Below are 25,210 nucleotides of genomic sequence, written 5' to 3' on the forward strand. Positions count from 1 at the left end.
TTCCGCTTCTTTTGAGCTCAGATTAATTCTTTCTTCGGCACCTGGATGGAAGTCGGTGTCGCGCATCCAATTCATCGAAAATGCGCTGTTCTACTTCTAATGGGTCGCCAATACCATTGACTGGCACCAGTATTCCCTCAATTTGATAAAAATTTAGTACCGGTTGAATCTCCGTGCGAAAAACCTCAATGCGTCGTCGAATAAGCTCTGGCGTGTCATCCTTACGACCACGCTCAATAAGCCGCCTTGTTATCTCTTCATCGCTGACAACCAAGTAGATAACGGCATCCAAATGTTCTTTTCTCTTCTGTAAGAGAACGTCGAGATCTAGTACCTGCTCGAGAGTCCTTGGAAACCCATCGAGGATATACCCATTCTTGACGTGTTCGATTTCTCGTTCCAAGATGTAGTGGACTATGTCTAGTGGCACTAGGAGACCGGCTTCCAAATAGCGTCGAATCCTATCTGCAAACGGTGAATCTCCCTGGGCTTCAATCCGGAGAAGCTTTCCCATATAGATATGAGTCAGACCACAATTTTTGCTAATTAGCTCGGCTTGCGTGGTTTTGCCTGAGCCTGGCGGGCCAATTATTGAAAGTTTCATCTTGCCACCAGCACCGAGCATGGCGCATTCTGGATGATGTGCTTGCTCACGCTGCCGAGCAAAAACTCCCGAAAACCTCCCTTCCCACGATGGCCCATAACAATCAGGTCGAAATTTCCTTCGCGGGCTACCTGGACAATGGTATCTGTAGGAATCCCTTGCCTAATTTCAGTTTTTATCGGAATGGCAACCTCGTCAAAAATATTTTTCACAGTATTAAGGGCTGCACGACCTTCGCGTTCCTCTTGAATCTCAAGATAGCTTGTATCCCGCCCAATAGTTAGAAGCGGCATAACGTATAAAACCAAGATATCATGCCTTGTGCCGTGCGTAAGCTTAATAAATTGTCTTGCTGCTTCATAAGAAAACTCGGAGCCATCTGTGCATACTAGAACCCGCATTGTTATTTCCTCTGGTTATAAAGTGCAACATCTATTTTTGTTTATGGCCAGTTAGGACCTGAAATAAAACAAGCAACTTTTTGGGTGGTTGATGTCCATTCGCTCTCCGCCTGTAGTTATCGTTGTTGGTGGGTTTTCGAAGGGCGTGGAGTTGGGTACCAAAAAAATGGCATTCATGGTTGCGGAATCCGGGGGATTAAGTAAAAACATGCGCTTGACTGAAAGGATTAAGAACATAGTTGAGTTGAATCTGCAAGACTACTACATTCCTTTGGTTGTCCGAGCCAATGATAGCGTCCGCATGTTTCCTATGTACTACGCTCGAATCATTGGCGGGGATACAATTGCTTTCCCTGTCACGAATGCGACGGGCATAGAAAGGGCTCTCAAAGGATGGAGCAAGGCTTATGCTATGGTAAGTGACCGTGCGAGTGGATATGAGGCATACGTGCTTGAAGGCAGGGCACGGTATGAATCAAACGAGACTGATTATCAGCTCGTTGCAGAGATGAGGAATGTCGTTCCAGGTTTCCCGATTCACGGCGCAGTTGTATTTCGGGTAGAGGAGTGTCATCTAGCACCGCCACCTTAAAAATATCTAAATAGCAGGGATTGTCAGATGCGAACATTCTTAATCGCAGTTTGTTTTTCAAGTGCAATTTTTGCGATGAGTGGGTCTTTGGAAGCAACTAGTCCGCAGATTGAATGGTCTGAGCCGTCGTTTGTACTAAATGGTGCTATGAGCTCTGCAGTCGCTTTTTTTGGAATAATATCGGGCAGCAGCTTATATGACACAGCTGGAAGTTTAGGAGCAACATTTCAAAAAAAGATGGCAAAGGAAGGCAGTTACTATTTCTTTGCAGACATCTTTACCTGGATTGAGAATAAAGGTACAGAGTTCATGCCGCGCCGTGTAATCTATACTATTGAGCCAGGGTATACTACTCTAAGAGGTAATGCGAGGTGGCGCGCTTTCATAAAGCATCAATCTTTTCACGATGTTGATAGCTTTGACAATCTAAATGAAGCATACGAGCTCTATGGGCTAAGTTTTCAACAGCTTTCGGAGCCGATGTGGTACATATCGGTGGGGAAATATTTGAACCGCAGAATAGTTGATTACCGATGGGACCTAGCAACATCAGTAACTCGTGAAATTGGTTCGCTGAAAAAGAATAGGATATATGGGCATGTTTGGTTACATTATGTAAGTGAACATCAGGGAAATATACTGCATCGTAATGACTTTACCGACTATGCTCTCGAAACTAGTGTTGATTTTCAAAATGGTTTGGTAGGTTTTCTAAGATATGAGCTACTGCATGATATTGAAAGATTTGCTGGGACTGCCGACAACCATTTGATATTAGGCGCGAGATTTAAAAAGTGAAAAATTGAAAATTACTTTTCTAAGGAGGGAGAAAAATGACAGAGCGAGATTTGGAACAACAGGAACGAGCTGCCGAACTTGAGGGCCGTTGTATCATTGATATGGATACAGCCAGGGAACAAGCTACCTGGTATTCCGTTGTTAATACAATTGCATTATGTTTAGGTTCGGGCATGGGAATTCCGCTGAATGAGTCCGATGTCCAAAGTATCTTTGATATGATAAGGGTGACGCCTGACAACCTACCGCTAAAAAATCCCCAGCTGTTAAAGGCATTCTGGAAAAGTGGCGACCCCCATCTAATGAGGGACTTCAGTGAGAGAGACCTGGGGACTTGGAGGTGGGATCCAGACAGCTTCGACCGCACCCTTGTACCTCAAGCGCAAGGATGGCCAGTCATTGCAGAGTGTGAGTGTGCAAAGTGGTTTGCTGTGCCGCAAGAAGCCGAGGTTCTGCCAGCTGATTTTCGCAATGAATGGAGGATCAACGGGCTTCTTTTGGCGACTATAGCGCGGCTTCAGTGTGATTTTGCCTTCGAAAACCTCAGAAATAATCGTGGGTTGTTCGCGACGCAAGCACAGCCAGGGAGTGTTCAGATTACCGATGCAAACGCAAACCTTGAAGATCAGGCATGCATGCTTTGGGCCTGCAGTGATGTGGCGATGCTGGCTACAGGTGAGGGAGCAAATGCTATCTACAAGTCGCCGGATATGAACCGAAAGTTCATTAACTTGGCAAACGAACTATTCGAGGCTATTGATGCTAATAAAGATAGCTTATTGGAAAACTCTTCAAACCCGATTCTAGGCCAGTCGGTAGCCATAGAAGCTTTGATATGGTTTGCATGCACTAGTGATGCGCAGGATCTTCGGGCAAGAGCACTCTGGATGCTTAGAGAGTTCGCCGACAACCTTGTTCGGGCACAAGAAAAGTCCGAAATGGTTGGAAATACGCTCATAGATGCTTGTTCAGCACTTCGCGCTTTGATAGAGGCATTCAGAGTAACGAGGGTTAAAACATATGCCCAAACCGCCGCTAAGATTTTCGACTACGTTGAGAGCCAATGGTGGCAGGCGCCAGCCGAAACTTATGCGCCTTCGCCATTTGCTAGCGAATATACATTCAATGCCGATGACGTTGGCCAGGTTCTTGGGGCTCTTAATGAAACAAGATTGTTCCTTCGCGCACGAGCAAACAGCCGCCTTGCAGAGCTCAGGCTGAGGGAATTTTTCTGCAATGTTGTAAACCTGTCTGGTTTCCAAATGAGCATGCCGAGCACTAACTTTATGCCTCAATGGCTTAGAGATCGCGAGCCTTCAGAGCACTTCCGAAGTGGGAATATACCGCTTCCATCCCAAGCGAATGGAGAGCATGGAATAGCGCCGGTTATGGCAGGCGAGATTGGTTACGATGTTCAATCTGACACCTGGTCGCGTCGAACGATTTTCGACACTCCAGCGGCAATGCATACGTGCTGCGAGATGATTTGGATTAACTGCAATGTAGTGAATGGATTTCCAGAGATTCGATTGGAGGAAGCACCTTTGGCGGTCCGCCAGGCCGCTGGGGTCGAGGCAACATAAAGGCGGCTATAAGGTGAATGGTACTTTCCATGCCTGGAGAGAAAAACTGGCGCACTATAAATGAAGTTAGGGCTGAGGCGATTGTATGTTGCCGATGTGACTTGTGCTACACCCGGACGAACGTCGTGTTTGGTGAAGGCCCATCGCCGAGCGGAATGATGATAGTGGGGGAGGGCCCTGGGCGTGATGAAGATGAACAAGGGAAACCCTTCGTTGGTGCAGCGGGTCGGGAGCTCAATAAGGTGCTTTCCTTGGCTGGCCTAGACCGAGGGCAGATTTGGGTCACAAATATTGTTCGATGCCGCCCAGCAATGCGTGTAGACGATGTCCTTCGAAATCGGCCTCCACGTGTGGAGGAGATCAAAGCTTGCGATCTTTGGATGAGCGCCGAGGTTCAATTTGTTTCCCCTAAGGTGATTGTATGCCTTGGCGCTGTTCCAGCCCAGGCGCTCATAGGAAGGAATTTTAAAATGGAAGATGGCAGGGGGCGTTGGTACCAAAGTAAATTTTCAATTCCAACCACTGCTACCTACCATCCAGCTTATGTCCTCCGCCTAAGGGGAGAGGACCGCGAGAGAATTGAGAGCTTGATGATAGCGGATTTTAAAATGGCAAGCTCAAAATTTGTTGGCTAGGAAGACTAGATAGGGGTGTCCGATGGAAAATACAAGGGTGATTGGAGCGGAGCATATGGAAACGGGTTTTAGGCAAAAATCCATGGCGATCGTGATTATTGTAATTTTCTTGCTGGGAATGGCAGTGGGTGCGCTGGTTTGGCAGGCAAGCACATCTAGCCAGAACAACAGAGTAGCGGATGGGGCTTCTGCTCCAGCAACGTCCCAGCAAGATTTAAGTGCACTGGGCCCAGATGAGAGAAATGTCATCAGAGTGGCGCGAACAGTTGGGCCATCGGTGGTGAGCGTCCTCAATATGCAATCACCGAGAATTGGGGCTCCGCTTGTGCGAGCTGGGCTAGGGTCCGGGTTGATAGTTCGGGAAGACGGCCTGATACTTACAAATGCACATGTAATTGAGAACGCTGATAGGGTAGACGTCTCTCTTGGTGTTGGTGCGCCTGTGACCGCCAAAGTGCTTGGTGCTGACCCAAGGATTGATATTGCTTTGTTGAAGATTCCACGTAAAGAACTTCAAGTTGCAAAGCTAGGTGATTCCGACAAACTTCTTGTGGGACAACAAGCAATTGCTATTGGAAATCCGTTGGGATTTGAGAGAACGGTGACTGTTGGTGTGATAAGCGCGCTTAATAGGGTAATTCCTGGGGGTGGTGCTCCACTTAGAGATCTAATCCAGACAGATGCATCCATCAATCCTGGCAACAGTGGAGGCCCCCTTTTAAATAGTAGCGGCGAAGTTGTGGGCATAAACACAGCCCTTGTAAGCGGCGAAGGCGGAGGAGGTCTGGGCTTCGCAATTCCAATAAACGTGGCGCAAAGAGCAATAAGCGATGTTCAAAAGTATGGGAGAATAATCGTGCCTTGGATTGGAATAAGCTATGGGGAAATTACACCGGAGATAGCTCGAGCATTAGGCCTTCCTGTCTCAGAGGGTGTTATTGTGGCGGCCGTTGTTAAAGGAGGGCCTGCTGACAAAGCAGGTATAAAGCCAGATGACATTATAGTGCAGATAGGCGACCGGAAGGTAACGGGGTCTGCGGTTATCGAGAACTTTATCCGAAATGCGCGCGTCGGCCAAAAGGTAGAGCTTATGATAGTTCGGGACAGTGGGCGCAAGCAAGTGACTGTGGAGCTTGCTGAAATGCCTCGTGAGCTTGCAGTAAGGTAGTTGGTAAGCGCTTTTTTCTTAAATAGACCTCTCGTGAAATAGCATTTTCACGAGAGGTCTATTTAAACGGCTTGTCAAGCGTATCTTTGGATCAGTGGGGTTGCGAGAAGAAGTATCGTTAGGATGATTAGTCCTATAGTAGTGACAAGTGCGATGATGTTAAACGCCCGTGAGTTGGTGTATTCCCCCATAAAGAATTGGTCGTTTGTAATCTTAAGGACGAATATGAGTATTATTGGCAGAAGGATGCCATTTAAAACCTGAGGATAGAACATAAAATGTAGCAGCGGTAGCCCGGGAATCAAAACGATTAGGCTTGGAACGAGCAGAAAGAAAAGGAAAAGGCCAAAGAATATCGGAGCTTCGCGTGGCGTCTTGTCGAGGCCTGCTTCCCAGCCAAAAGTTTCTGCCGTAGCATATGAGCTTGTGAGCGGAAGAATTACCGCACCTAATAGCGAGGCATTCAGAAGTCCTATGCCGAATAAAATGGAAGCAAAGCGCCCGGCGAGTGGTTGGAGCGCAAGTGCGACATCGGCAGCATCTTCAATTTGGAAGCCTTGCATTACCAATGGGTAGATCTTTGCCGCACATGCAACAATTATGAAAAACGCTATGAAGTCTGTAAAGAATGCCCCGACGTAAACATCGGCTCTTGCATAAGGAAGATCTTTGGCACGTAGACGCTTGTCTACAACGTAAGATTGAATAAAAAACTGGCCCCAAGGTGTAATTGTAGTTCCAACTACACCAACAAACATTATTAGATAAGGTAAATTCCACTGTATATCTGGCTTTACTATGCTCACGAGAGCCTCGTTCCAGTTAGGATGGGCAAGAAATCCTGATGCAACGTATGAAAGATAAAGCATGCTAATGATTAGAAAGACCCTTTGCACACGCCGATAGTCATAGCGCGCAACAAGCAGGAACACGCCAATTACCGAAAGCGGGATGCTGATATATTTGCTTATGCCGAAAATTTCGAGACTGCTAGCAATGCCTGAAAATTCAGCAGTGGTAGTTCCTATATTAGCGAGAAGCATAATAAATATGGCAAAGGCAGCCCAGCGCGCCCCGAATTTTTCGCGTATTAGACCGCCAAAGCCTTTTCCAGTCACCATGCCCATGCGGGCGCCCATTTCCTGAGTAACACCTAGGCTGAAGGTTATAAGGATAAGGACCCAAATTAGGCTGTAGCCAAAATTTGCCCCGGCCAGGCTGTAGGTTGTAATGCCGCCCGCATCGTTGTCTGCGTTAGCAGCAATGATGCCTGGGCCAATAGCCGCTAATATCGGAGCCAATCTATGCCTGCTCAGTTTGTTTCGCATCAGGCGTCTCCGTAAGTTAGGTTTCTACTTCTTCATGTTGTAGCCGTTGTTCGGGAGCAGTCTGCCTGCGGCCCGGCCGGCCATGCCATGCGTGTGCCGGTATATGCTCCAGCATATCGTCGACCGTTATAATGCCTTTTAGCTCGTTATCATAATCTACAACCGGTAGCGCAAGGAGGTTGTACTTTTGGAAAAGCTCTGCTGCTTCCCTAAGACTTGCTTCGGGATGAACGTGGATTACCCTTGTAATCATAAATTCACCGATTGGTGTGTCTGGTTCGGCTACTATAAGATCTCTAAGCGAGATTACTCCCACAAGCTTATTTTCTTCGTTGACCACATAAAGATAGTAGATGGTTTCTGCATCAGGCTTAAGTTCTCGCAGGTAGTCAATTGTCTGCTGGGCTGTCATTGAGCTTGAAATAGCGACATAGTCAGTTGTCATCAGTCCGCCAGCTGTTTCATCTCCATAGCTGAGCAGCTCCCGAACATCTTCTGCTTCTGTTGGCTCCATCTCGCGGAGAAGTTCCTCAGAGCGGTCCTCAGGCAGGTCGCCTAGGATGTCGGCGGCTTCATCTGGGTCCATCTCCTCAAGAATGTCGGAAGCCCGTTCAGGGTCGATATCCTCAATAATTTCTGCCTGGATTTCGGGGCTCGCTTCAGGAAGAACGTCAGCTGCTGTCTCGACGTCGAGACTCTCAATAATGTCGGCGCGCTGAGCAGGGTTCATCTGCTCAATAATGTCGGCGATGTCTGATGGATGTAGTTTGGAAAGCTTCTCAAGCGGTATTTTGAGTTTGATGGGTCCAGTAGCTCGCTCGAGGGTTTCAACATCATCCCAAGCAATGATTTTCTCGGGTACTTGGCGCTTGAACAATGCATAGAACAGGTTCGCTAGCCATTCGATGCCAAGCTCGCGGAGAAGCCCGCGAGTGGATGCATCTACTCCTAGTAAGCGTACTTGGCCTGGAGTTTCAATAAAACGCACGTCGTTCACGCGTACTACTTTATAGTCGTGAACGTCAACAATTTGGCGGTCGAGAACTTCTTTCCTGAGCCAGATGTCGCCTTCACGGGGAGTATATTCAGTGATTCTATCCTTGCGCACCACCAGGCTGATGCGGTCTACCTCTTCACGAACAAGTCGCCAGGGGATGATTTTTTCCTCACCGTTTCCGACGACTAAAGCTGAGACTATTGGCAATGGTTCGGCAGGCGTTACTATAACGTCACGGGCCTTCCCAATCGGTTCACCAACGCTGTCGAATACTGTCCGACCAAGCACCTGGGTAAGGAACTGCATGGTACCCTCCTTATTCGTTATGATGCCGGCCGAACGCGAGAGAGGAGAAAAAAGAAATGAGGGATGGGAAATCTAAAAGTCTAGGCTATCCCCCTCCTTTTGCCGCGCGCCCGGCGGCAGTATATATTACTATTGGCAGGGTCGGCTTCCACCAACCATCACCTCAAAAAAGCATTTATTGCCAATTTAAACCATAGAGAGTATACCCACATTAATGCTTGTTGTCAAGCACTACAAAAGTGCGAATTGTCTATAACCTTGACTTTTCGAGATTGGGGGTTTACAATGGGGTTGAAAAATAAAAGGCACAGGGATAACACCCTGCGCCTTGATGTCGCTGGTGCCGAAGGCGAGAGTTGAACTCGCACGCCCTTGCGGGCACATGGTCCTGAACCATGCGCGTCTGCCATTCCGCCACTTCGGCAGGCAAGTTAAGTATAACAGTTTGTGGCATCTTTGTCAATTATTTTCACCTATTTTGGAGAATGGCTCTCTGTGATTCTTACTGTTACACCAAACACTGCAGTTGATAAGACATATACAGTTGAGAATTTCTCAATCGACCGTGTTCACCGACCCAGCGAATGGCGAATCGTAGCCGGCGGTAAGGGCATAAATGTAGCACGGGTCTACAAAGAGCTTGGTGGCGAGGCGATTGCAACTGGCTTTGTTGGCGGCCACAATGGGGAATTCATCCTAGAAGCTTTGCGGGCTGAGGGGTTGAAGGCAGATTTTGTGCGCACTAGGGGGGAGTCGCGCGTTTGCATAGCAATTCTCGACCCTGTCAATCGTACACAAACCGAATTGAATGAGATAGGCCCAAGTATAACCGCCGACGAGGTTGAGAGGCTTAAGCTTAAGTTTGAAAGCCTCGTTCCCGGAATGGAGTTCGCTGTGCTTTCCGGCAGCACTCCTCCGGGCGTGCCGGATTCAATTTATAGGGATATGATTGAGATTGCTCGCCAATACGATGTGCGCTGTGTTCTCGATGGCAATGGTGCTCCGCTTGCAGAAGGGTTCAAGGCACTTCCATTCATGGCGAAACCTAATATCCATGAGTTGTCCGCAATTGTAGGGCGCCAACTTGGTACAATTGAAGAAGCAGCAGATGCCGCATGCGAATTCGTTAGGCGGGGTATCGAAATGATGATTGTGACTTTCGGACGTGATGGAGCGCTAATCGCCACAGATAATATCGTTTGGCGTGCAAAATCACCAGAAATTAATTTTGTCAGCGCAGTTGGATCCGGCGATGCTTTAGCAGCGGCAGTAGTCTACGCTCTTAGCCAGGGTGCGACGCCGGAAGAGGCTTTGCGGCTGGGAACTGCAGCTGGTGCGGCGAATGCGATGACTTACGGGGCGGGCTTTTGCTCTCGTGAAGATATCTATAGGCTTGCGGAGGAAGTGGAGCTGGAGCGTATTTAACAGGTGGTGTTGGAAATGGGATCCGTACAGTTTCCCGAAATTTTTGTAATTATGCTCCTTGCGTTATTGTTTTTCGGTCCAAAAAAACTTCCGGAAATCGGGCGAACGATGGGAAAAGCAATTCGGGAGCTGAAAAAGGCGGCTAGAGAATTCACATCGTCGGTTGAGGAAATTACCGCAGATGATGAAGATTAACAATCTATAAAGAGAAGGGAAGTGACTTAATTATGCCACACGGTCAGGAACTGATAATTATCCTCGTGATAATCCTACTCTTGTTCGGTGCAAAAAAGCTGCCTGAGCTAGGCAGGTCACTGGGCCAAGGTATCAAAGAGTTCAAGAAATCGTCGAAGGGTCTGCTTGACGAAGACGAAGAAGAAGAGAAGGAAAAGAAGACAACCGAATCGGCTTAGGTCAAATTGTATCGGTTGACAACCATCACCATTAATGGTATAGTTTTACTGTTTTGACGGGCAGTACCTGAAATGAGGTGGATTTGATTGGGTGCTTTTTCGCTATTTTTAACCGTCGTGCAGTTTGTGAGCGCTCTCATACTCATTGTATTGGTCATGCTACAAACAACTAAGAGCGAGGGCCTGACCGGTACGATTGGTGGCAAGGCTTCAGCAACTTTCAAGGGGAAGCCTGGGCTTGATGAAAAGCTTTCACAGCTCACAAAGTGGTCAGCAGTGGGTTTTGCTGTTACGAGCGCACTCCTTTATTGGATTAGCATAAAAGCTGGAGCGTAGACATCCTCTTGACCCCTTTCTTGAGGGACTGGCAGGGTTAAGCTTGCCAGTCCCTTTTGCTTAGGCTCGCCTACAATTGACAGCCATTTACATGTAGTATACAATTGTCTAGTACAACGTCACCCCTTATCGAAAGGTTGATCTATTTGAAACACGTTTGCATTAAGAAAAATACCCGAACAAATGATCGACCAGATCCAGCTTCCGTCCGAGGTAAATGCCCTGAGTGCGGCGAAGATCTAGTTTCTAGATGTTATTACTTAAAAGGCCGAGGATATTTAATTGTTTGGGAATGCTGGGGGTCTCTCCGCAACAAGCCCACATGTGCTTACAGGCGCGTCTTGTGAGTTGTCAAACATATGGGCAATTTGTTGTGAAAATTAGGCTTTTGTACCCTAAAATCTTGATTGTATTTTTAAAATAAGTGGCAATGGGAAAATCAGCAGGACATTTTTGAAAACAAACTGCTGATTTTCGAGCTATGGTGGAACCCAAGGTCGATTGTTGGCGTATTTAAAAGTAAAGGTTTACTTTGCTGTCGCTTTATAGCAAATTGTTTGCCGCCAACTTTCATGGGAGCCTTGCAATTCCTTTGAATAAACGTTATAATATTAATGGCGCAAACTGTCAAATTATTCCAAACCACGCTGTGATGGGCGCATTAAGCACGAATTTTTGTCCATCATGGCTGTCTAAAGGATGAACTTATCATGAGCATGACCAGGGATGCATACGCAAAGGAGGTTCTGCGAATCGCAGAAGCCGCTCTTTATCACAATGAGCACCCCGTTTGCCCGCATGACGGCTGCTCGGAAATACTCGAAGTAATCTGGACGTTTGCAAACAGGACTCGTGCAATTGTGTGCCCAGTTCATGGTCCGATATTCAAGGAGCAAGAGCACGAGCCGTTCTCCGATCTAGATTGGGAAGCTGCTGAGGCACGAGTTGCTCAGAGCCGCCTTGAAGAAGGCTGGGACGACGGGGAAGATGAGGAGTTCGAGGACGACCTGGACGAAGGGTACGACGGCTAAGTCTGTCCAGGGTAACGTTCGAGAAGTGATTCTTCAGCCCACTCTATTTTCTGGGTGGGCTGTTTGCTTTCTAAGGTTAAAGAAGCTTTGGCTGTAAAACATATTAGTAGTTAACCACTCTAAAATCCAAGCAGAGAAACATCAAGAGAAATTTCTTTGAAGCGGCTTTGCCAAGTAATTTTCGGTTCGATGCAATGTATCGTTTTGGCAATGGAAATTTCCGAATCAAAGAGTGTCCTATCCGAAAGGTTGTATCTCCCCCCGAATTCCACCTTAAAAGTTCCTATTGGGAAACCAATCTTTGCTGCGAGCTCATGGGGTATTTCGATTGGGTCGAACTTGAATGGTGTTGAGCCCCCGATGGCGTGGTTGGCATATACTGCCGAAATATACGCATTCTTGCCCATTGTTCGTGCCGCAGCCAAGCGGAATCCTAGGTCCGTATAGCTATCTCCGTTGTCATAGAATGACTGGCGGAGCGAGATAGCAGGAGACAAATAAGTGCGGTTGCCAATAATATAGGGTCTAAGCCACACAATTCCACGAATATCAAATCGGGTAGCTTTAATATGGTTCGGCTCTTCGATAAACCGTCCGATGCCAACTTGCCCTATGAAACTAAGCTTTCGTTCTTGTTTGGAAGGTGTTTCGGCATTCAAAAGACGTATCAACATTATTTCGGGTTGAGCGGCATCCTCCGCTTGTTCTTCCATATCAGTGGAATAGGACCTGTAGGTGATTTCGGGCAAGCGAGATATTAACAAATCTGATCTAAGGCCACCATAGTAAGGTTGCCTGTAGGTCAGATTTGCGCTGAACGGCTTTCCAGCAATCCTTTGGAATTCGAACCCGCCTTGGAACATTTGTCTTGTAGAGATTATTATATCCAGAGTTCCAGTGGTATTTGGCCCATATGAAAGGTTGAACTTGCTACCAGCATGGAGGCCATATGTTCTGCTTATGCCTATTTGTGGCAGTTTGAATTGTTGCTTCTTCTTCGCTAGTTTAACATTGTATTTTGGGACTGAGATAATATGGTTGCCGAAAAGGTATATCGAGACGTGGCGGGCAGTTAACTTCTGCCCTGGGATGAAGGAAAGCTCCTGCGCGGCTAAGTAGTAGTGCGGTTTTGGGCGATCGCAAGTTGTGAAAACCGAGTCCAAAATAGTGTATTTTGCTTCTTGTGACTTTAGCTCCTTACCTTTAAAATAGAAGTTGTCCAAGACGGCTGTAGCATCACTAGCTAGTCCCTCGCCAGTAATGAAGTTGTACGAAAAGCTGCCACTTTTGAGGAGGCGATCGCCCTGCCTGAACTCGACGCCTCCTATGGCTTCCAATGCTCCTTTTCCTGCATTGCCGCTGACTTTTTCTGCAATAAGGTCAATGTCGCCGTAGGTGACCTTTACATTGCCTTGTGCAGTAAAATCTTCGGTTTCGAAATCGTAGCTCTCAAAATCAGCTACGATGCGCACCTCATTGGGTTTATTTTCCTCCTCAGCGTGCACTGAATGTACGGTTAGCAGTATGCCGAGGGTTAGTAGAAAGATTTTACGCACTGGTGAGCCTACTTTATGTGAAATCACGGCTTATTTCATGTTCTATTTGTTCGTCCAGCTTGTCAGAAGGAATTTGCCCCATGCTGAGGCGAAAGTCTTCGTCGTCATAAAAGCGTGTTTGAATCACAATAGGCATTGGTACCGCATGACCAAGAATCAATGCTTGCTGCTTGCTGTCGAGGGTTGCAAGCACACCTCTTAATCCTGATGCGTTGCTCACGCCGGTCAGCACCGCATCAATATCTCTCTCATCGTTTAATAGACAAGTTATTCGCGTGCCAACCTGCGATAATACCTCATCGTCAATCCCTGAAGGTCGCTGGTCAACAACTAGTAACGTCACATTGTACTTGCGCATTTCGCGAGCGATTGTTCCAAATATTGTTTGATTTGCCAGCGGCGGGCTGAGAAATTTATGTGCTTCCTCTATAGTAATTATAAGAGGCGTCGGCTTTGACTCATTTCTACCTAGAGCTTCCTCAGTCTTTTTTACGTAGGCATCGTGAATCCGCCTAGTAAGTATGTTGGCGACCAGCATGTACCGAAGGGGCTGGGTATGCTGACCAAATTCGAGCACTACGTGTTTGCCATCATCAAGATAACTCATTATTTGTTTGACAGCGTCTGTGTCTACACTCTGCAAAGAATCGTCAATTAAGAATGATTTACAGCTTTCAGTAAGAACCTTAAGTTTTCTCTGCAGTGCTTCCAAAGAACGCTGGTGTACATTGTTGGTTTGGCAAAACTCAGCCATTTCTTCAGCGCTCATTTTCACTAGTTTGCTAAGCCACAAACCCTCTCCGAATTTATTTATGAGGGCATATGATGTCTCCAAAGCAGTGGGGGCGAGATTAAGCTCATTTTGGAGGAGTATTATGTCATCAACGGTTACCTGGCTGTAAGGAATTTTTACCTCGGAATCAACCGGTGCCTTCCTCCGCCTCGATGAATCGGGGTCTAGGGAAAACACAGCTACCTTGTCCTGGAAATATTGCTTTAAGCCTCGGACTTCGGCCCTGCCGCCGTCGCTTTCAATAGTTCCCTTCCAACCGTATTCGCTATGCATATCGAAGACAAGATTGACGGCCTTGCTGTTCTTGATTATGCCGCAGAGAACGATGCGAGTTAGGAACGTTTTTCCTGTGCCGGATTTGCCGAATATTCCGTTGCTACGTTCGACGAAGCGATCTAGGTTCAGACAGACTGGCGTATCTTCCATATCGAGTGGCGTGCCAATGTGGAAGAACTTTGGGTCTTTGTTCTCGTCGCCGAATACCCGGCTAACATCTGTTTTATTTGCAGTAAAAACTGGGCTAAAGTGTCCAGGAATCGTTTTAACAGGTCGGAGTTCGCCTTCTGAACCCGAGGGAAGCATAAGCATCGGGCGAAGTTGAATTGTTCCATATGTTGCTGTGCCGCTGATAACCTGGTGCATAAGTTCATTATCGCGCCTTGGGGGATTGTCGAGTAAGCCGCGGATTGAAGTCTCGAGCACAACGTCGGTAATCATTGAAAAGAATTCATATTTTTCGCCCTCGACGACCACAAACTTGCCTGCGCGGATATCCTCTACCGATTGGTCTGGATGAAGTTTCATCTTGAGGCCTTCAAGAAGAGAGCCGCTAACCACTAAACCGATTTCTTTTCGACTGGGTGGAGCCACAAATCCCTTGTTTTCGTTTTCAGTGCGGTCATTCATGGAGCAACCCTCCTTATGATTGCCTCCAAGCGTTCATAGTCATCTTTTAGCAGATTGGCAAGTTTTTTCCCAGCGGCAACTTTGAATTCAAAATCGTTCGGCTGATGTGCTCTGGCCGCTTCGCGAATGCATGCCGCAATTACTTCGTCTGATGGAGCGTTGCGAAAACTTGACAACGTCCGAAGGAAGTCCATACTTTGCGTGATCGCCCGAATTTCATCGGTGGTGCAAGGATAGACAAAATAGTGCATCTTGGGCGGTCGAGGCGGCAGGTACCGACGGACGCGTCCATTTTCTGAAAAGCCAATAATTATGGCTCGAAATTCGGTCATTAACAGCCATTCTGCAAGCTCAGGTTGTTCTTCCTTTAGCTTTTCTTCGTCCTTCCAGTAGGCCCTGGGCCGTCGATTTGAGTCAACATTCATTGTGGCTGAGTAGTAGACGATGCCGAAGATGGCAGGTGGAATCTGTAATTCCTCCTCCCCTTCGACGAGCGATTTATATGATTGGCTGAAGGTTCCCTCCAAGCGCTTCCAAGGTTCCTCGAAGGGATCTTTTTCTTCTAGTGAGCTAGTTATTGTTGGCAGAGATTCCTGACTTGTTTGTTGCAAGTCGAAAGGAACCTTCACGAAGCTGCCAAATGCCGGCGGAGCATGGAGCTCGCGGCTTTCTGCAAGAAACTCCGTGGTTGTCGCTTCAATTATCTCGCCAATGCACTCCTCGGATGTCATCTTTTGCTCCTACTCTAGCTTTTAAGGCTTTTTGATGCTATCTAAAAGAAAACAAAATTAGAATCCCTTCGATATCCTTTTCAAACTGTGGCTTACACGTACGCCATGCTTTACGAAAAAGTGCTTTATCAATTCGAAGAATTCAGCTTTATCTTTTGCGGTAACGACTGCTCGCTCGTGAGCCTGTGATAGGGCAACAGGATAGCCACGGCCTTTCTCTGCTTGGTCATAGCACACAGCATGAACCATATTAAGAAGCTCGTCGTCCTCCGCAACCCACTTTGGGATTTCAAGCCTAGCTACCTCTTGCCCAAGGTTCAAGTAGCAAGCTTGAACTTCATGTTCTCCGTATTGTCCCAGTATTTTTGATCTGCTAGTGAAGAGAGCAGATCGGCAACCGGGCTCCAAACGCCTCTCAAATATTACTCCATCGCTAAGTTGGTTTACCGCATCACAAGGGCGAGGTGGCTCTCGCCCACATTTGTCGCAGTCGACTTGTTCGTCTGGGCAGAGCATTATCCTAAGGGAGTTGACGAAATCTTTGCTTCCCGGGTCGCTAATATAGCCTACAATTGGTATGCGTTTTTCTCTTGCAGTTTCGAATACCCTAAGGTATTGAGCTAGCACCCTATTTTTGTAGTCTGTTGGCTCGCTTTCAAGAGTCCATCGTATTAGGCTCCCGTCCCAAAGGGCCACTGCCGGGATGTCCTTTGACGCAACCTCTCGAATTGTTTGCTCGAGGTGCTCGCTTTCGGCGAGGGTTCGGCGGATGCCGAGAAATTTATCAGCAATTTGCACGCGACGGCCAGCATAGTCTTCGTATAATTTATCTTCTGTATAGCACAACTCGGGTTTTGTTTCGGCATATGGCCGCTCGCTGGTTCCGTAGTAGATAACGACAGCCGCCGTGTTAATTAGATAACACAATGCAATTTCGTGCTTGCCAGGGGCGATCTGTGAGCCGTCAACTGCAATTACAGCATGGGGATGTGGACACTCGGGACACTGGTGAGCCGCGTCTAGGGGCTCAAGGAAGTCAGCAATCAGCCAGGAGGTCCTGGCTTTTTCGATTCGACTGTGGGCGCGGTTGACATCTGAACATATATCGTTAATAACTCTATTCGCCACCGAGAATTGATCGCCTAGCCCTCTAAGTACATCTGCTTTTTCATGGGCAAACTCTTTCACGGCGGGTGCGATTTTCTCTAGTTCAAGCATATTGGCAACCGGTCTAGCAGAAAAAGTAAGGCGAACGTGTGTTTTGCCAATAATAACAAGGGCAGTGCTCTTTGTCAACGAAAGGTTACTATCTAAGCGCCCCAATATTGTCGTTGAAGTTGTATTGTGATATAATTTAAAAAATCATCCTCCCCACAGGGCGAGTGGCGGAATGGCAGACGCAGCGGACTTAAAATCCGCCGGGGAAACCCATGTGGGTTCGACTCCCACCTCGCCCACCACCCCGATTAGTAATTTTGATTTTCGCAAATAACAAAGTAAATCATAGTTGAGGTTCTTTGTGAGTTTCATAGAGACCTCAATTTGCGTTCGAAATAATTTCAAAAAGAGTTTTAAATGCGGCTGATAGTTTTGCCTTTGGTTTTCTTGATAAGTTTTATTGCATCCGATGTGTGCGCCCAGGCGCTTTACGTTACATGGCCTCCGCAGATAGAGGTGGTAGAAGGAGAAGCATTCTCGCTCGAGTGGTCTGCCGGTGGAGCGGAGACCGTCGTCGTTGCAATCAGTGGCACTCGTACACCGCTTGGCGGTCAGTCGCGTGGGGAATTTTCCTACTTAATTGGAAAGGTACCGGCAGCTCAGTGTGCACTCCACTTCACGGTGCCTTGGATTGATTCACTTGTCTTTTTGGTTAAAATCAAGGCTTATAATAACGCTGGTAAGCTTTTGGGTAAGGAGGAGAGGTCATATCGGTTTCGCCCCGCGGTTCTTGCAAACCGAAGGGCCGATGGTATCTATCTTGATTTGCATTTGCGAATTAACCAGCGACTATATGTGCAGAAGGATGGAAAGCTTACTCATGCTTATCTAACTACATCCTCGGCGGCCTATAATTGGGTTTATTCGCCCAAAAGTCCACGAAGAATCCATGATCATGCTGGCGTTTTCAGCATTCTTTCTAAAACGAGGTACCACTGGTCATCGCAGTTTAATGTTGCCATGCTTCGGGCAATGCGGTATCACGAGGGGCACTTTATCCATGCCACACCTAGAACTCAATATTACCTCCTAGGACGTCCCGCTTCTCATGGGTGCAATCGACTAACGCTCCAAGATGCAAAGCAACTCTATGAAATGACGCCTCTAGGTACGCGCGTTGAGATTATTGGCCCGAAAGGTTAATAGAAGTTAGCTGTTTTTACAATTGGCCTCATGGGTATTCTTTTTACGAATTTCCACATCTGCAAAAGGGTTTTACACATAGGAGGGAACAACATGTCGGCAGTGCTAGCAGAATTCAGTGTTACGCCAATGGTTGAAGGCGAGATGAGGCCTTTTGTGGATTCGGCAATTGAAGAGATAAAGAAAGCTGGATTAAAGCACGAGGTGGGCGCTTTGGGCACTACCATAGAGGGAGAGTTGGACCAGATTCTGGAGGCGGTCAAGCATGCGCACCAGTCAGTTCTTGCTAAAGGCGCCCCCCGAGTCATTACAGAAGTTAGGATTGACGAGAAAAAGGGAGGCCTCTCTATGGAGAAAGAACTGGAAGGATACAGATAGACACCTTTCTTACACCAATGTTTCTTGCCAACCATCCGTTTGTTTGGGTGGTTGGCATTTTTCTTGACAGTAAGCGGTTTTATCTCATATAATATCATTTAAGTGGGCGTAAAGACTCACTCGCTTGAAAAGTGCTTTGGGTACCACCATTTATTTATAAGGCGAGTGTAATGTTTGCGATAAACTTCTATTCAGAAGCCTATGCGGATATGCTCAGGAAAGGTCGCAAAACGGCGACAATCCGGCTTGGAGATAAGAGCGACAAATATCGCTCTGGCCAGCTAGTCTGGATAACAGTTGGGCGCAAGTATGGCCCAAGGCAAAGGCTTTTCACTGCAATAATTGATAGCGTAACTGTCAAGCGAGCTTCTGAGCTAACCCCACGCGAGGTTGAAAAGGAAAGTCCCGAGCTTCGACATGTCGAAGATGTAATTAACCTCCTTAGTCGTATCTATGACCGCCCAGTTACCCCTGAGGATCTTGTGACAATCGTTCATTTTTCTCGCGTAATGGAATAAGAAAAACTGTAAATTTTGTGGCAGAGCGTCTGTAAAACACCCTGCCACTCTATAAGTTTTTGCAATCGTTAGGCAATTACTAAAAGACTATGCTTGCCTTTGGTGGAGCTCTGTTTTCGCTTGATTCTCAACGGCATGCTTGGACCCTGTTCAAACGCAGGAAAATCTCCTCGCCGCCGATTTTTATCTTCGAGAACAACTCTCCGTCATTGGTTTTGCTTAAAGAGTTGGCTAGAGTTTCCTGGCAAATGTAGTCCGAATGCTTTATAATTGCCTCTTCAAGCTTGCCGTCAGTATTGTATTCAATCATTATTCGGTCTTCTACGTTGAATCCGCATTCTTTCCGCATGTTTTGAATATGCCGTACTAAATCTCTTACAAGGCCTTCCTGGATTAAGTCGTTGGTGAGTGTGATATCCACTGCGACCACTGTTTCAGCTTCTTCGGCATACGTCAAATTGTCTGGTGTGATTGCTTCGACTGAAAGCTCATCTGGACCCAAGGTTATGACTTGGCCGTCTATTTCTAGCGTAATGTTTTCCTTAGAAAGAACTTTTACAGCTATATCATCGTTGTTTCCAGAGGCAAGAGCCGCTTGTATCTTTGGCATTAGCTTGCCATATTTTGGCCCAAGAATAGAGAAATTAGGTTTAATTGCGTACCTTATTAGCGCTGACACATCATCTACCAGCTTAAGTGCCTTTATGTTTAACTCATCGAGAATCAATCTTTCATTTCGTATGACTGCTTCGCGCTCAATTTCGTTGGCTGGTTTGATCATGAGCACTGAAAGTGGCTGGCGAACTTTTATCCCAGCGGTGTTGCGAGCGGCGCGCCCGAGTCTCACAATTTTCATCACAGCATCGGTTTCTTCCATTAATCTTTGGTCAATCATTGACTCTTCTGCTACCGGCCAATCACATAAATGAACGCTCTCTGGTGCGTTGGTTGATACTGAACATACTAAATTTTGGTAAATTGTCTCAGTCATAAATGGCATTATTGGCGCAAGGAGCTTTGTGAGCGTAACCAGTATCTCGTATAAGGTTGAGTAGGCCGCTTCCTTGTCCTCGTCGGACTCGCTTTTCCAGAACCTCCGCCTGCTTAGGCGGACGTACCAATTTGAGAGATCATCTACGAATGCTTCGACCGCGTGGGTTACATGAGCAACATCGAATGCTTCCATAGCCTTTGTTGCTTCGGCGACGAGGCTGTGCAGTCGAGAAAGAATCCAGCGGTCGAGCTCGGATTTTTTTGCCTGGTTCGATTTTTCAGATGGTAACCACTTATCAACTGCTGCATAGGTTGTAAAGAATGAATACACATTCCAAAGGGTGAGCAGATTGCGAACTACTTCTGCACCTTTGCTGTAGCCAAAATTTAGGTTATTTTGGATGTTCGAACCTGCATAAATCCAGCGCATAACATCAGCGCCCATCTTCTCAACTGCCTCGTCGAACCATATAGCGTTTCCATGGCTCTTGTGCATGGGTCGGCCATGTTCGTCGTGAACTTTTTCATATACGAGCACTGTCTTGTAGGGTGCTCTGCCTACCAAAGTTACACTCATAAAGAGCATTGCGTAGAACCAAAGGCGGATTTGTTCCCGCATTTCCACAACGAAGTCAGCAGGGAACCACTTTTGCCAGTATGAATTGTCTTCCTCGAGGTAACCGAGCGTCGAAAAAGCGACAATACCGGCATCGAGCCAACAGTCACCAACCTCAGGAATACGCTCAGCAACCTGCCCGCATTTTGGACATTTGATCTTGACGGCGTCTATCCATGGGCGGTGAAGCTCGCGCAATTGCTCCAAACCGCAGACTGCTAGCGATTCGAGCTCCTTTTTCGACCCTATTATTGTCATCTCGCCACACGCACACTTATAAAATGGGAGAGGAAGTCCCCAGAAGCGTTTTCGCGAGATGCACCAGTCGCCCATATTGTTGAGCCAGTCTTCCATCCGCTTGCCAGCATAATCCGGCACCCAGTGGACTTTTCTAGCTTCCCGGATCATAGGCTCTCGGAGTTGGTCGCATGCTATGAACCATTCATCTACTAGTCGGAAAACGAGTTCTTCATGACACCGCCAGCATACGGGGTACCTGTGCAAATACTCTTCAGTCTTATAGAGCATTCCTTTGTTTTCCAGATCTTGGAAAATCAGGGGTGCCACGTCACCCACGAACTTTCCTTCAAGCCAACCGAATCCGCTGTAGTAATAGCCATTTTCGTCGATGGGTAAGATTACAGGCAGCCCAAGCTCTTGCGAAAGCTCGTAGTCTTCTGCACCGCAGCCAGGAGCGATGTGGACTACGCCTACTCCCTCTTCCTCGCCAACGAGGTCCCATGGGACTATCCGCGGCTCAACTTGCGATTGGGCTGGCAAATCGAATAGCGGCCCCTTGTAGTGCAGTCCGACAAGTTCACTGCCTTTAACGGTGCCAAGTATTTTATAATCGCCATTCAATTTTGAGATAGTCCCAGCTGACAAGTAGAGGATTTCATTGTTTTGTCTTACCTTGGCATAGTCGAGGTCTGGATGAACTGCTAGTGCGACATTGCCCGCTAGCGTCCAAGGAGTGGTTGTCCATACCATCATGTACTCGCCTTCACGCTCCAATATTGGTAGCTTAAGGTATACCGACGTGTGAGTCATTTCGCGGTAGGAATCAATCAGTTCATGCTGAGAAAGCGAAGTGCCGCATCGAACACACCAAGGCATAGCCCGTTGGCCCTTATAAAGCCAACCTCTCTCATGGCAGGTTTTCAGAAAATGCCAGATGTATTCGATGTTGGTGTCAGTATACGTGAAATACGAATTTTCCCAGTCCATCCACTGGCCAAGCCGCTTTGATTGCTCGGTTTGTATTGCAGAAAATTTCTCCACGCGTTTCCGGCATGCCTCAGCGAAGCGGTCTAGCCCATATTCAAGGATTTCACGCTTGGAGTTTAAGCCTAGTTCTTTCTCAACTTCGACCTCGACCCAAAGACCTTGGCAGTCAAAGCCGTTCTGATAGCGCTGATCATAACCTTGCATTGCCTTAAAGCGCTGGAAGATGTCTTTGTAGGTTCGGCCCCAAGCATGGTGGACCCCCATAGGGTTGTTCGCTGTTATAGGGCCATCAATGAACGACCAATGCTTTCGGCCATGGTTCTTTTGCCTTAATTTATCGAATATTCGTCTTTCTTCCCAGAATTTTAGTACTTCGTGTTCCATCTCTGGAAAGTTCAGACTGCTCTTTACTTCTTTAAACATCGAACGACCCCCAAGAGCTAGAATGACTTAGTATCGGGACAGCTAATTTGAAATAAAATAGCCTCTCGACCCACTAACGGGACGAGAGGCATAAGCCTTCGTGGTACCACCCATTTTCGCCAACGGCTCGCGCCGCTGACCTCGCAGAGAACTAGGAACCAGCGAATAACGAGAAAAATCTAGATTTATACGTTATTCATTGCATCCCGACATTCTCTTGCTCTGTAACGGGAGCTCCCGTGAACGACTAATGGCAAACACAACATCCACGCTAGCTACTCTTTCGACCGAAATGGTTACTAGTTGTGCTTGCTTTCGCCGTTCCAGCTCGAAGGTGATATTCCCCGCCGACATTGGGTTCCGGTTCTCAGCTGCCCCGGTTCTCTGTAACCATGTCGCTAATTCGAACACTTTAGCATAATACTGCGCATATTAATTTGTGATTCGAATTCCCAGGCATATCCTGGAGCGGGTACTCGTCCTCGTCTTCGCCTTTTTCGGTTTTAAGTTGACTTAGCTGCTCATTATACTTTTTAAAATGTTGTTTTGTCAACAACATCAATGACTCTACAGTAGAATGCTGTCATTGCGATATATTCCGCTTACCAAAGCCCAGTTTTCGTTCTTAAAAGTTAAATATCTTTCTAAACCTTCGTTTCCGACCTCCAGTCGAGCGCGAACCTTTCCGACAATATTGATTGAGCCTCCTGGCAAATTTCATAGGATTGACAGCAAAGGAGACAAGGATGCCGCAGTTGAGAAAAAACCCGGTAACGAGGGAATGGGTGATCATAGCCACCGAGCGTAGCAAGAGACCATCCGATTTTTCCCAAGCCGAGAATACCTCACAAAGACCGGCATTCAGCGCCACTTGCCCGTTTTGCCCAGGGAATGAGGAAATGACTCCGCCTGAGGTGCTGGCTTTCCGTCCTCCGGGAAGTCCACCTAACAGCCCAGGTTGGTGGGTGAGGGTGGTATCAAATAAATTCCCTGCACTGGCTATTGAGGGAGACCTCGACCGGGGTGGCGTTGGGATGTATGATTTCATGAATGCAGTAGGGGCACATGAGGTAATCATTGAGACTCCGGAGCACGACAAGTGCATGGCTACCATATCATCTCGCCAAGCGCAGGAAGTATGGTGGGCTTGCCACCAAAGAATACATGACTTGAGGAAAGATCCTAGATTCAAGTATATCCTAATATTCCGCAATCATGGGAAGGTAGCCGGCGCATCTCTTGAACATCCTCATTCCCAACTGATTGCCCTGCCCATGGTTCCGATGGAAGTGAAACAGGAAATTGTTGGCGCCGAAAGATACTATGACTATCATGATAGATGCATCTTTTGCGACATGATTCGCCAGGAGCTCAACTTTGGTCAAAGAGTGATTGTGGAGACAGAAGACTTCATTGCATTTGAGCCGTTTGCGCCAAAATTTCCGTTTGAAACCTGGATCATGCCGAAGAGGCACTATAAGTCATTTGCCGAGAGCCAAGAGATAATTCCTGCATTCGCAGATGTAGTCCAGAGAGCACTGCAGATGATAGGCAAGTGCCTGAACTATCCGCCATACAACTATACCCTGCACACGGCACCATTTGATGCCGAAAAAGACCACACTTTCCATTGGCATCTCGAGATAGCCCCCAGGCTAACCATCGCAGCAGGCTTTGAGATGGGAACGGGCATATACATAAACGTAACAGCACCTGAGGATGCCGCGAAGCACCTTAGAGATGCAGCAAAGCAGCTAGACAACACGGACGGCAAATCCGATACTGAGAAGGATAAAGCCGAAGTCTGCGTCCACTGAAAGTCCGCTTACAATACCCCAATCTAAAGGCATAAGAGGGTAGCCAGAAAGCTACCCTCTTATGCCTCCATTTAAACTTCAAATCGAACAATGGAAGTTTCGCATCGCTTTTGTTTGAAGTTTGCTGAATATAGGTTCAAAACTATGAACTATTGGGGACTACTTGACTTTAGGGAATGCATAGTATATACTACAACAGCTCGGCGTTTTACGCTTATGTATTGATTTTTCAACCTTTGTTAAGGAGAATGATATCATGACCAGGCTACAACTCTCTGCACGGAGTAGGCAGAGCCTATTGAAAAGCTATACGAAAAAGCTCCGGCGTGAGGGCAAGATACCTGCTACTGTATACGGCAAGGATTTTGAACCGAAGGCGATAGAGATAGAGAGCGAGGAATTGGAGCAAATTCTCAAATCGCCAGGTGGGCGACTTGCATTAATAGACCTAAAAGTTGATGGCAAAACGTCAAAAGCTCACCCTGTGCTAATTCAAGAGATTCAGAGGAATCCAATTACGAAAAAAATAATCCATGTTGACTTTCACAGAGTTTCGCTGAACGAGCCGGTGCATGCATCAGTACCGCTCGTGCTGGTTGGGGAGGCGCCTGGACAGAGGCAAGGGGGGATTCTTGAGCAATTCGTACGTGAGCTCGAAGTTAAAGCGCTACCTGACCATATACCACCGCACATTGACGTAGACGTATCAAAGCTTGAGCTGGGCGAATCGGTGCACGTGGGCGATCTAGTGGTGCCGGAAGACATTGAAGTGCTAGGGCCACCTTCGGATATCGTTGTTGCCACAGTGAGAATGCCGGCCGTGAGGGTTGAAGAGGTGGCACCCGCTCCCGAAGTTGCCGAGGAAGCTCCCGCGGCCCCAACCGAGGAACCGTCGGAAAAGGCAAAGGAGTCCTAATTCCATTGGGAATATCGTGTTTTTAGAGCCTCGGCAAAAAGAACCGCCGAGGCTCTTTTGTTTTTATTTATTGCAGTTTTTCGTCTCTTAACCGCAAAACCGCCTGCGCAAGGTCAATTCGAGTAATTATGCCGACCGGCGCTCCCTCGCGGATGACCGGGAGCACTTTGAGCTTTTTCATCAGCATTATTGAAATTGCAGAAATAAGCGGATAATCCTCACCTATTGCTACAACGTCCTTAGTCATAAAAGAAGAAACAGGTTTATTTCGCACTTGCTCAGCACGCGCTGCCATTAAAAAATCATAATCCATTTTGCTAGATTCGTCGGGCTTTACTATTTCGTATGCGGGTAGTAC

General features: G+C 47.2%; 25 protein-coding genes and 2 tRNA genes. 16 read left to right on the forward strand and 11 right to left on the reverse strand.

The genetic code is table 11. The features are described from left to right. Window positions 1-22: 22 nt before the first annotated feature. Both K6T99_09495 and K6T99_09500 read right to left on the reverse strand, forming a co-directional pair. The gene (locus K6T99_09495) at window positions 23-604 is read right to left on the reverse strand and encodes a nucleoside monophosphate kinase (protein ID MCL6520057.1); all 582 of its coding nucleotides are present in this window, start codon (window positions 602-604) and stop codon (window positions 23-25) included. Then, entirely contained in the window at window positions 601-1,005 is a 405-nt protein-coding gene (locus K6T99_09500; GenBank protein ID MCL6520058.1) for a universal stress protein, read from the reverse strand. Before K6T99_09500 ends, K6T99_09495 begins: the two co-directional genes overlap by 4 nt. A gap of 91 nt (window positions 1,006-1,096) precedes the next feature. On the opposite strand from K6T99_09500, the gene K6T99_09505 reads away from it, so the two are divergent. From K6T99_09505 to K6T99_09525, 5 genes are read left to right on the forward strand one after another with little or no spacing between them, the layout of a single operon-like run. Then, window positions 1,097-1,597, forward strand: coding sequence for a hypothetical protein (locus K6T99_09505; GenBank protein MCL6520059.1), 501 nt, complete (start codon window positions 1,097-1,099; stop codon window positions 1,595-1,597). Between the two features lie 27 nt (window positions 1,598-1,624). Then, entirely contained in the window at window positions 1,625-2,395 is a 771-nt protein-coding gene (locus tag K6T99_09510; GenBank protein ID MCL6520060.1) for a hypothetical protein, read from the forward strand. A 35-nt stretch (window positions 2,396-2,430) separates the two neighbouring features. Beyond that, on the forward strand, window positions 2,431-3,978 hold the full coding sequence (locus tag K6T99_09515; protein ID MCL6520061.1) for a hypothetical protein: 1,548 nt from the start codon (window positions 2,431-2,433) through the stop codon (window positions 3,976-3,978). A 17-nt stretch (window positions 3,979-3,995) separates the two neighbouring features. After that, the gene (locus K6T99_09520; GenBank protein ID MCL6520062.1) at window positions 3,996-4,613 is read left to right on the forward strand and encodes a uracil-DNA glycosylase; all 618 of its coding nucleotides are present in this window, start codon (window positions 3,996-3,998) and stop codon (window positions 4,611-4,613) included. A 22-nt stretch (window positions 4,614-4,635) separates the two neighbouring features. Next, on the forward strand, window positions 4,636-5,781 hold the full coding sequence (locus tag K6T99_09525) for a trypsin-like peptidase domain-containing protein (GenBank protein ID MCL6520063.1): 1,146 nt from the start codon (window positions 4,636-4,638) through the stop codon (window positions 5,779-5,781). Window positions 5,782-5,855: 74 nt separating this feature from the next. Here the strand turns inward: K6T99_09525 and K6T99_09530 are convergent, their stop codons facing one another. The 3 genes from K6T99_09530 to K6T99_09540 form a co-directional block, all read right to left on the reverse strand. Continuing rightward, window positions 5,856-7,109 (reverse strand): divalent metal cation transporter, encoded by a 1,254-nt coding sequence (locus K6T99_09530; protein MCL6520064.1) that lies wholly within the window; start codon window positions 7,107-7,109, stop codon window positions 5,856-5,858. A 16-nt stretch (window positions 7,110-7,125) separates the two neighbouring features. After that, a complete protein-coding gene (locus tag K6T99_09535) occupies window positions 7,126-8,412 on the reverse strand; it encodes a CBS domain-containing protein (GenBank protein MCL6520065.1) in 1,287 nt (428 codons plus the stop codon). Between the two features lie 338 nt (window positions 8,413-8,750). Then, window positions 8,751-8,836 (reverse strand) — tRNA-Leu (locus tag K6T99_09540). A gap of 71 nt (window positions 8,837-8,907) precedes the next feature. Between K6T99_09540 and pfkB the strand changes: the two genes are divergently transcribed. The 5 genes from pfkB (at window position 8,908) to K6T99_09565 (ending at window position 11,617) form a co-directional block, all read left to right on the forward strand. Further along, window positions 8,908-9,837: a 1-phosphofructokinase gene (gene pfkB / locus K6T99_09545; protein ID MCL6520066.1), complete on the forward strand. Its 930-nt coding sequence runs from the start codon at window positions 8,908-8,910 to the stop codon at window positions 9,835-9,837. A 15-nt stretch (window positions 9,838-9,852) separates the two neighbouring features. Then, window positions 9,853-10,032, forward strand: a complete 180-nt coding sequence (gene tatA, locus K6T99_09550) for a twin-arginine translocase TatA/TatE family subunit (GenBank protein ID MCL6520067.1) — start codon at window positions 9,853-9,855, stop codon at window positions 10,030-10,032. Window positions 10,033-10,064: 32 nt separating this feature from the next. After that, window positions 10,065-10,250, forward strand: a complete 186-nt coding sequence (gene tatA, locus K6T99_09555; GenBank protein MCL6520068.1) for a twin-arginine translocase TatA/TatE family subunit — start codon at window positions 10,065-10,067, stop codon at window positions 10,248-10,250. Between the two features lie 87 nt (window positions 10,251-10,337). Beyond that, entirely contained in the window at window positions 10,338-10,586 is a 249-nt protein-coding gene (secG, locus tag K6T99_09560; GenBank protein MCL6520069.1) for a preprotein translocase subunit SecG, read from the forward strand. Between the two features lie 710 nt (window positions 10,587-11,296). Continuing rightward, window positions 11,297-11,617, forward strand: a complete 321-nt coding sequence (locus tag K6T99_09565) for a hypothetical protein (protein MCL6520070.1) — start codon at window positions 11,297-11,299, stop codon at window positions 11,615-11,617. 119 nt (window positions 11,618-11,736) lie between these two features. On the opposite strand, the gene K6T99_09570 is transcribed toward K6T99_09565, so the two are convergent. The 4 genes from K6T99_09570 to K6T99_09585 are packed head-to-tail and all read right to left on the reverse strand — an operon-like array spanning window position 11,737 to window position 16,899. Beyond that, entirely contained in the window at window positions 11,737-13,173 is a 1,437-nt protein-coding gene (locus tag K6T99_09570; protein MCL6520071.1) for a hypothetical protein, read from the reverse strand. 13 nt (window positions 13,174-13,186) lie between these two features. Next, on the reverse strand, window positions 13,187-14,872 hold the full coding sequence (locus K6T99_09575; GenBank protein MCL6520072.1) for an ATP-binding protein: 1,686 nt from the start codon (window positions 14,870-14,872) through the stop codon (window positions 13,187-13,189). Then, window positions 14,869-15,603, reverse strand: a complete 735-nt coding sequence (locus K6T99_09580; GenBank protein MCL6520073.1) for a hypothetical protein — start codon at window positions 15,601-15,603, stop codon at window positions 14,869-14,871. The genes K6T99_09575 and K6T99_09580 overlap by 4 nt, the downstream gene beginning before the upstream one ends. A 57-nt stretch (window positions 15,604-15,660) precedes the next feature. Beyond that, window positions 15,661-16,899: a DNA double-strand break repair nuclease NurA gene (locus tag K6T99_09585; protein MCL6520074.1), complete on the reverse strand. Its 1,239-nt coding sequence runs from the start codon at window positions 16,897-16,899 to the stop codon at window positions 15,661-15,663. 80 nt (window positions 16,900-16,979) lie between these two features. Between K6T99_09585 and K6T99_09590 the strand changes: the two genes are divergently transcribed. The 4 genes from K6T99_09590 (at window position 16,980) to K6T99_09605 (ending at window position 18,860) form a co-directional block, all read left to right on the forward strand. Continuing rightward, window positions 16,980-17,063, forward strand: a tRNA-Leu gene (locus K6T99_09590). Window positions 17,064-17,178: 115 nt separating this feature from the next. After that, window positions 17,179-17,964: a L,D-transpeptidase gene (locus K6T99_09595; GenBank protein MCL6520075.1), complete on the forward strand. Its 786-nt coding sequence runs from the start codon at window positions 17,179-17,181 to the stop codon at window positions 17,962-17,964. 93 nt (window positions 17,965-18,057) lie between these two features. Next, a complete protein-coding gene (locus tag K6T99_09600) occupies window positions 18,058-18,342 on the forward strand; it encodes an MTH1187 family thiamine-binding protein (protein MCL6520076.1) in 285 nt (94 codons plus the stop codon). A 170-nt stretch (window positions 18,343-18,512) separates the two neighbouring features. Then, window positions 18,513-18,860, forward strand: coding sequence for an ASCH domain-containing protein (locus tag K6T99_09605; protein MCL6520077.1), 348 nt, complete (start codon window positions 18,513-18,515; stop codon window positions 18,858-18,860). A gap of 127 nt (window positions 18,861-18,987) precedes the next feature. Here K6T99_09605 and ileS read toward each other — a convergent pair whose 3' ends face one another. Further along, the gene (gene ileS, locus K6T99_09610) at window positions 18,988-22,119 is read right to left on the reverse strand and encodes an isoleucine--tRNA ligase (GenBank protein MCL6520078.1); all 3,132 of its coding nucleotides are present in this window, start codon (window positions 22,117-22,119) and stop codon (window positions 18,988-18,990) included. Between the two features lie 746 nt (window positions 22,120-22,865). Here ileS and galT point away from each other — a divergent pair. Next, a complete protein-coding gene (gene galT / locus K6T99_09615; protein ID MCL6520079.1) occupies window positions 22,866-23,936 on the forward strand; it encodes a galactose-1-phosphate uridylyltransferase in 1,071 nt (356 codons plus the stop codon). Window positions 23,937-24,192: 256 nt separating this feature from the next. Further along, window positions 24,193-24,852: a 50S ribosomal protein L25 gene (locus tag K6T99_09620; protein MCL6520080.1), complete on the forward strand. Its 660-nt coding sequence runs from the start codon at window positions 24,193-24,195 to the stop codon at window positions 24,850-24,852. A gap of 67 nt (window positions 24,853-24,919) precedes the next feature. On the opposite strand, the gene K6T99_09625 is transcribed toward K6T99_09620, so the two are convergent. Beyond that, window positions 24,920-25,210 (reverse strand): CBS domain-containing protein (locus tag K6T99_09625; protein ID MCL6520081.1); only part of this gene is annotated, 291 nt, incomplete at its 5' end.

This window comes from Armatimonadota bacterium (assembly GCA_023511795.1).
Lineage (GTDB): Bacteria > Armatimonadota > UBA5829 > DTJY01 > DTJY01 > JAIMAU01.

Excerpts from the sequence above, each read along its gene's own strand:
- K6T99_09495 (MCL6520057.1), bottom strand. The coding sequence starts at position 604 with ATGAAACTTTCAATAATTGGCCCGCCAGGCTCAGGCAAAACCACGCAA.
- K6T99_09500 (MCL6520058.1), bottom strand. The coding sequence starts at position 1,005 with ATGCGGGTTCTAGTATGCACAGATGGCTCCGAGTTTTCTTATGAAGCA.
- K6T99_09505 (MCL6520059.1), top strand. The coding sequence starts at position 1,097 with ATGTCCATTCGCTCTCCGCCTGTAGTTATCGTTGTTGGTGGGTTTTCG.
- K6T99_09510 (MCL6520060.1), top strand. The coding sequence starts at position 1,625 with ATGCGAACATTCTTAATCGCAGTTTGTTTTTCAAGTGCAATTTTTGCG.
- K6T99_09515 (MCL6520061.1), top strand. The coding sequence starts at position 2,431 with ATGACAGAGCGAGATTTGGAACAACAGGAACGAGCTGCCGAACTTGAG.
- K6T99_09520 (MCL6520062.1), top strand. The coding sequence starts at position 3,996 with ATGGTACTTTCCATGCCTGGAGAGAAAAACTGGCGCACTATAAATGAA.
- K6T99_09525 (MCL6520063.1), top strand. The coding sequence starts at position 4,636 with ATGGAAAATACAAGGGTGATTGGAGCGGAGCATATGGAAACGGGTTTT.
- K6T99_09530 (MCL6520064.1), bottom strand. The coding sequence starts at position 7,109 with ATGCGAAACAAACTGAGCAGGCATAGATTGGCTCCGATATTAGCGGCT.
- K6T99_09535 (MCL6520065.1), bottom strand. The coding sequence starts at position 8,412 with ATGCAGTTCCTTACCCAGGTGCTTGGTCGGACAGTATTCGACAGCGTT.
- tatA (MCL6520067.1), top strand. The coding sequence starts at position 9,853 with ATGGGATCCGTACAGTTTCCCGAAATTTTTGTAATTATGCTCCTTGCG.
- tatA (MCL6520068.1), top strand. The coding sequence starts at position 10,065 with ATGCCACACGGTCAGGAACTGATAATTATCCTCGTGATAATCCTACTC.
- K6T99_09565 (MCL6520070.1), top strand. The coding sequence starts at position 11,297 with ATGAGCATGACCAGGGATGCATACGCAAAGGAGGTTCTGCGAATCGCA.
- K6T99_09575 (MCL6520072.1), bottom strand. The coding sequence starts at position 14,872 with ATGAATGACCGCACTGAAAACGAAAACAAGGGATTTGTGGCTCCACCC.
- K6T99_09580 (MCL6520073.1), bottom strand. The coding sequence starts at position 15,603 with ATGACATCCGAGGAGTGCATTGGCGAGATAATTGAAGCGACAACCACG.
- K6T99_09595 (MCL6520075.1), top strand. The coding sequence starts at position 17,179 with ATGCGGCTGATAGTTTTGCCTTTGGTTTTCTTGATAAGTTTTATTGCA.
- K6T99_09600 (MCL6520076.1), top strand. The coding sequence starts at position 18,058 with ATGTCGGCAGTGCTAGCAGAATTCAGTGTTACGCCAATGGTTGAAGGC.
- K6T99_09605 (MCL6520077.1), top strand. The coding sequence starts at position 18,513 with ATGTTTGCGATAAACTTCTATTCAGAAGCCTATGCGGATATGCTCAGG.
- ileS (MCL6520078.1), bottom strand. The coding sequence starts at position 22,119 with ATGTTTAAAGAAGTAAAGAGCAGTCTGAACTTTCCAGAGATGGAACAC.
- galT (MCL6520079.1), top strand. The coding sequence starts at position 22,866 with ATGCCGCAGTTGAGAAAAAACCCGGTAACGAGGGAATGGGTGATCATA.
- K6T99_09620 (MCL6520080.1), top strand. The coding sequence starts at position 24,193 with ATGACCAGGCTACAACTCTCTGCACGGAGTAGGCAGAGCCTATTGAAA.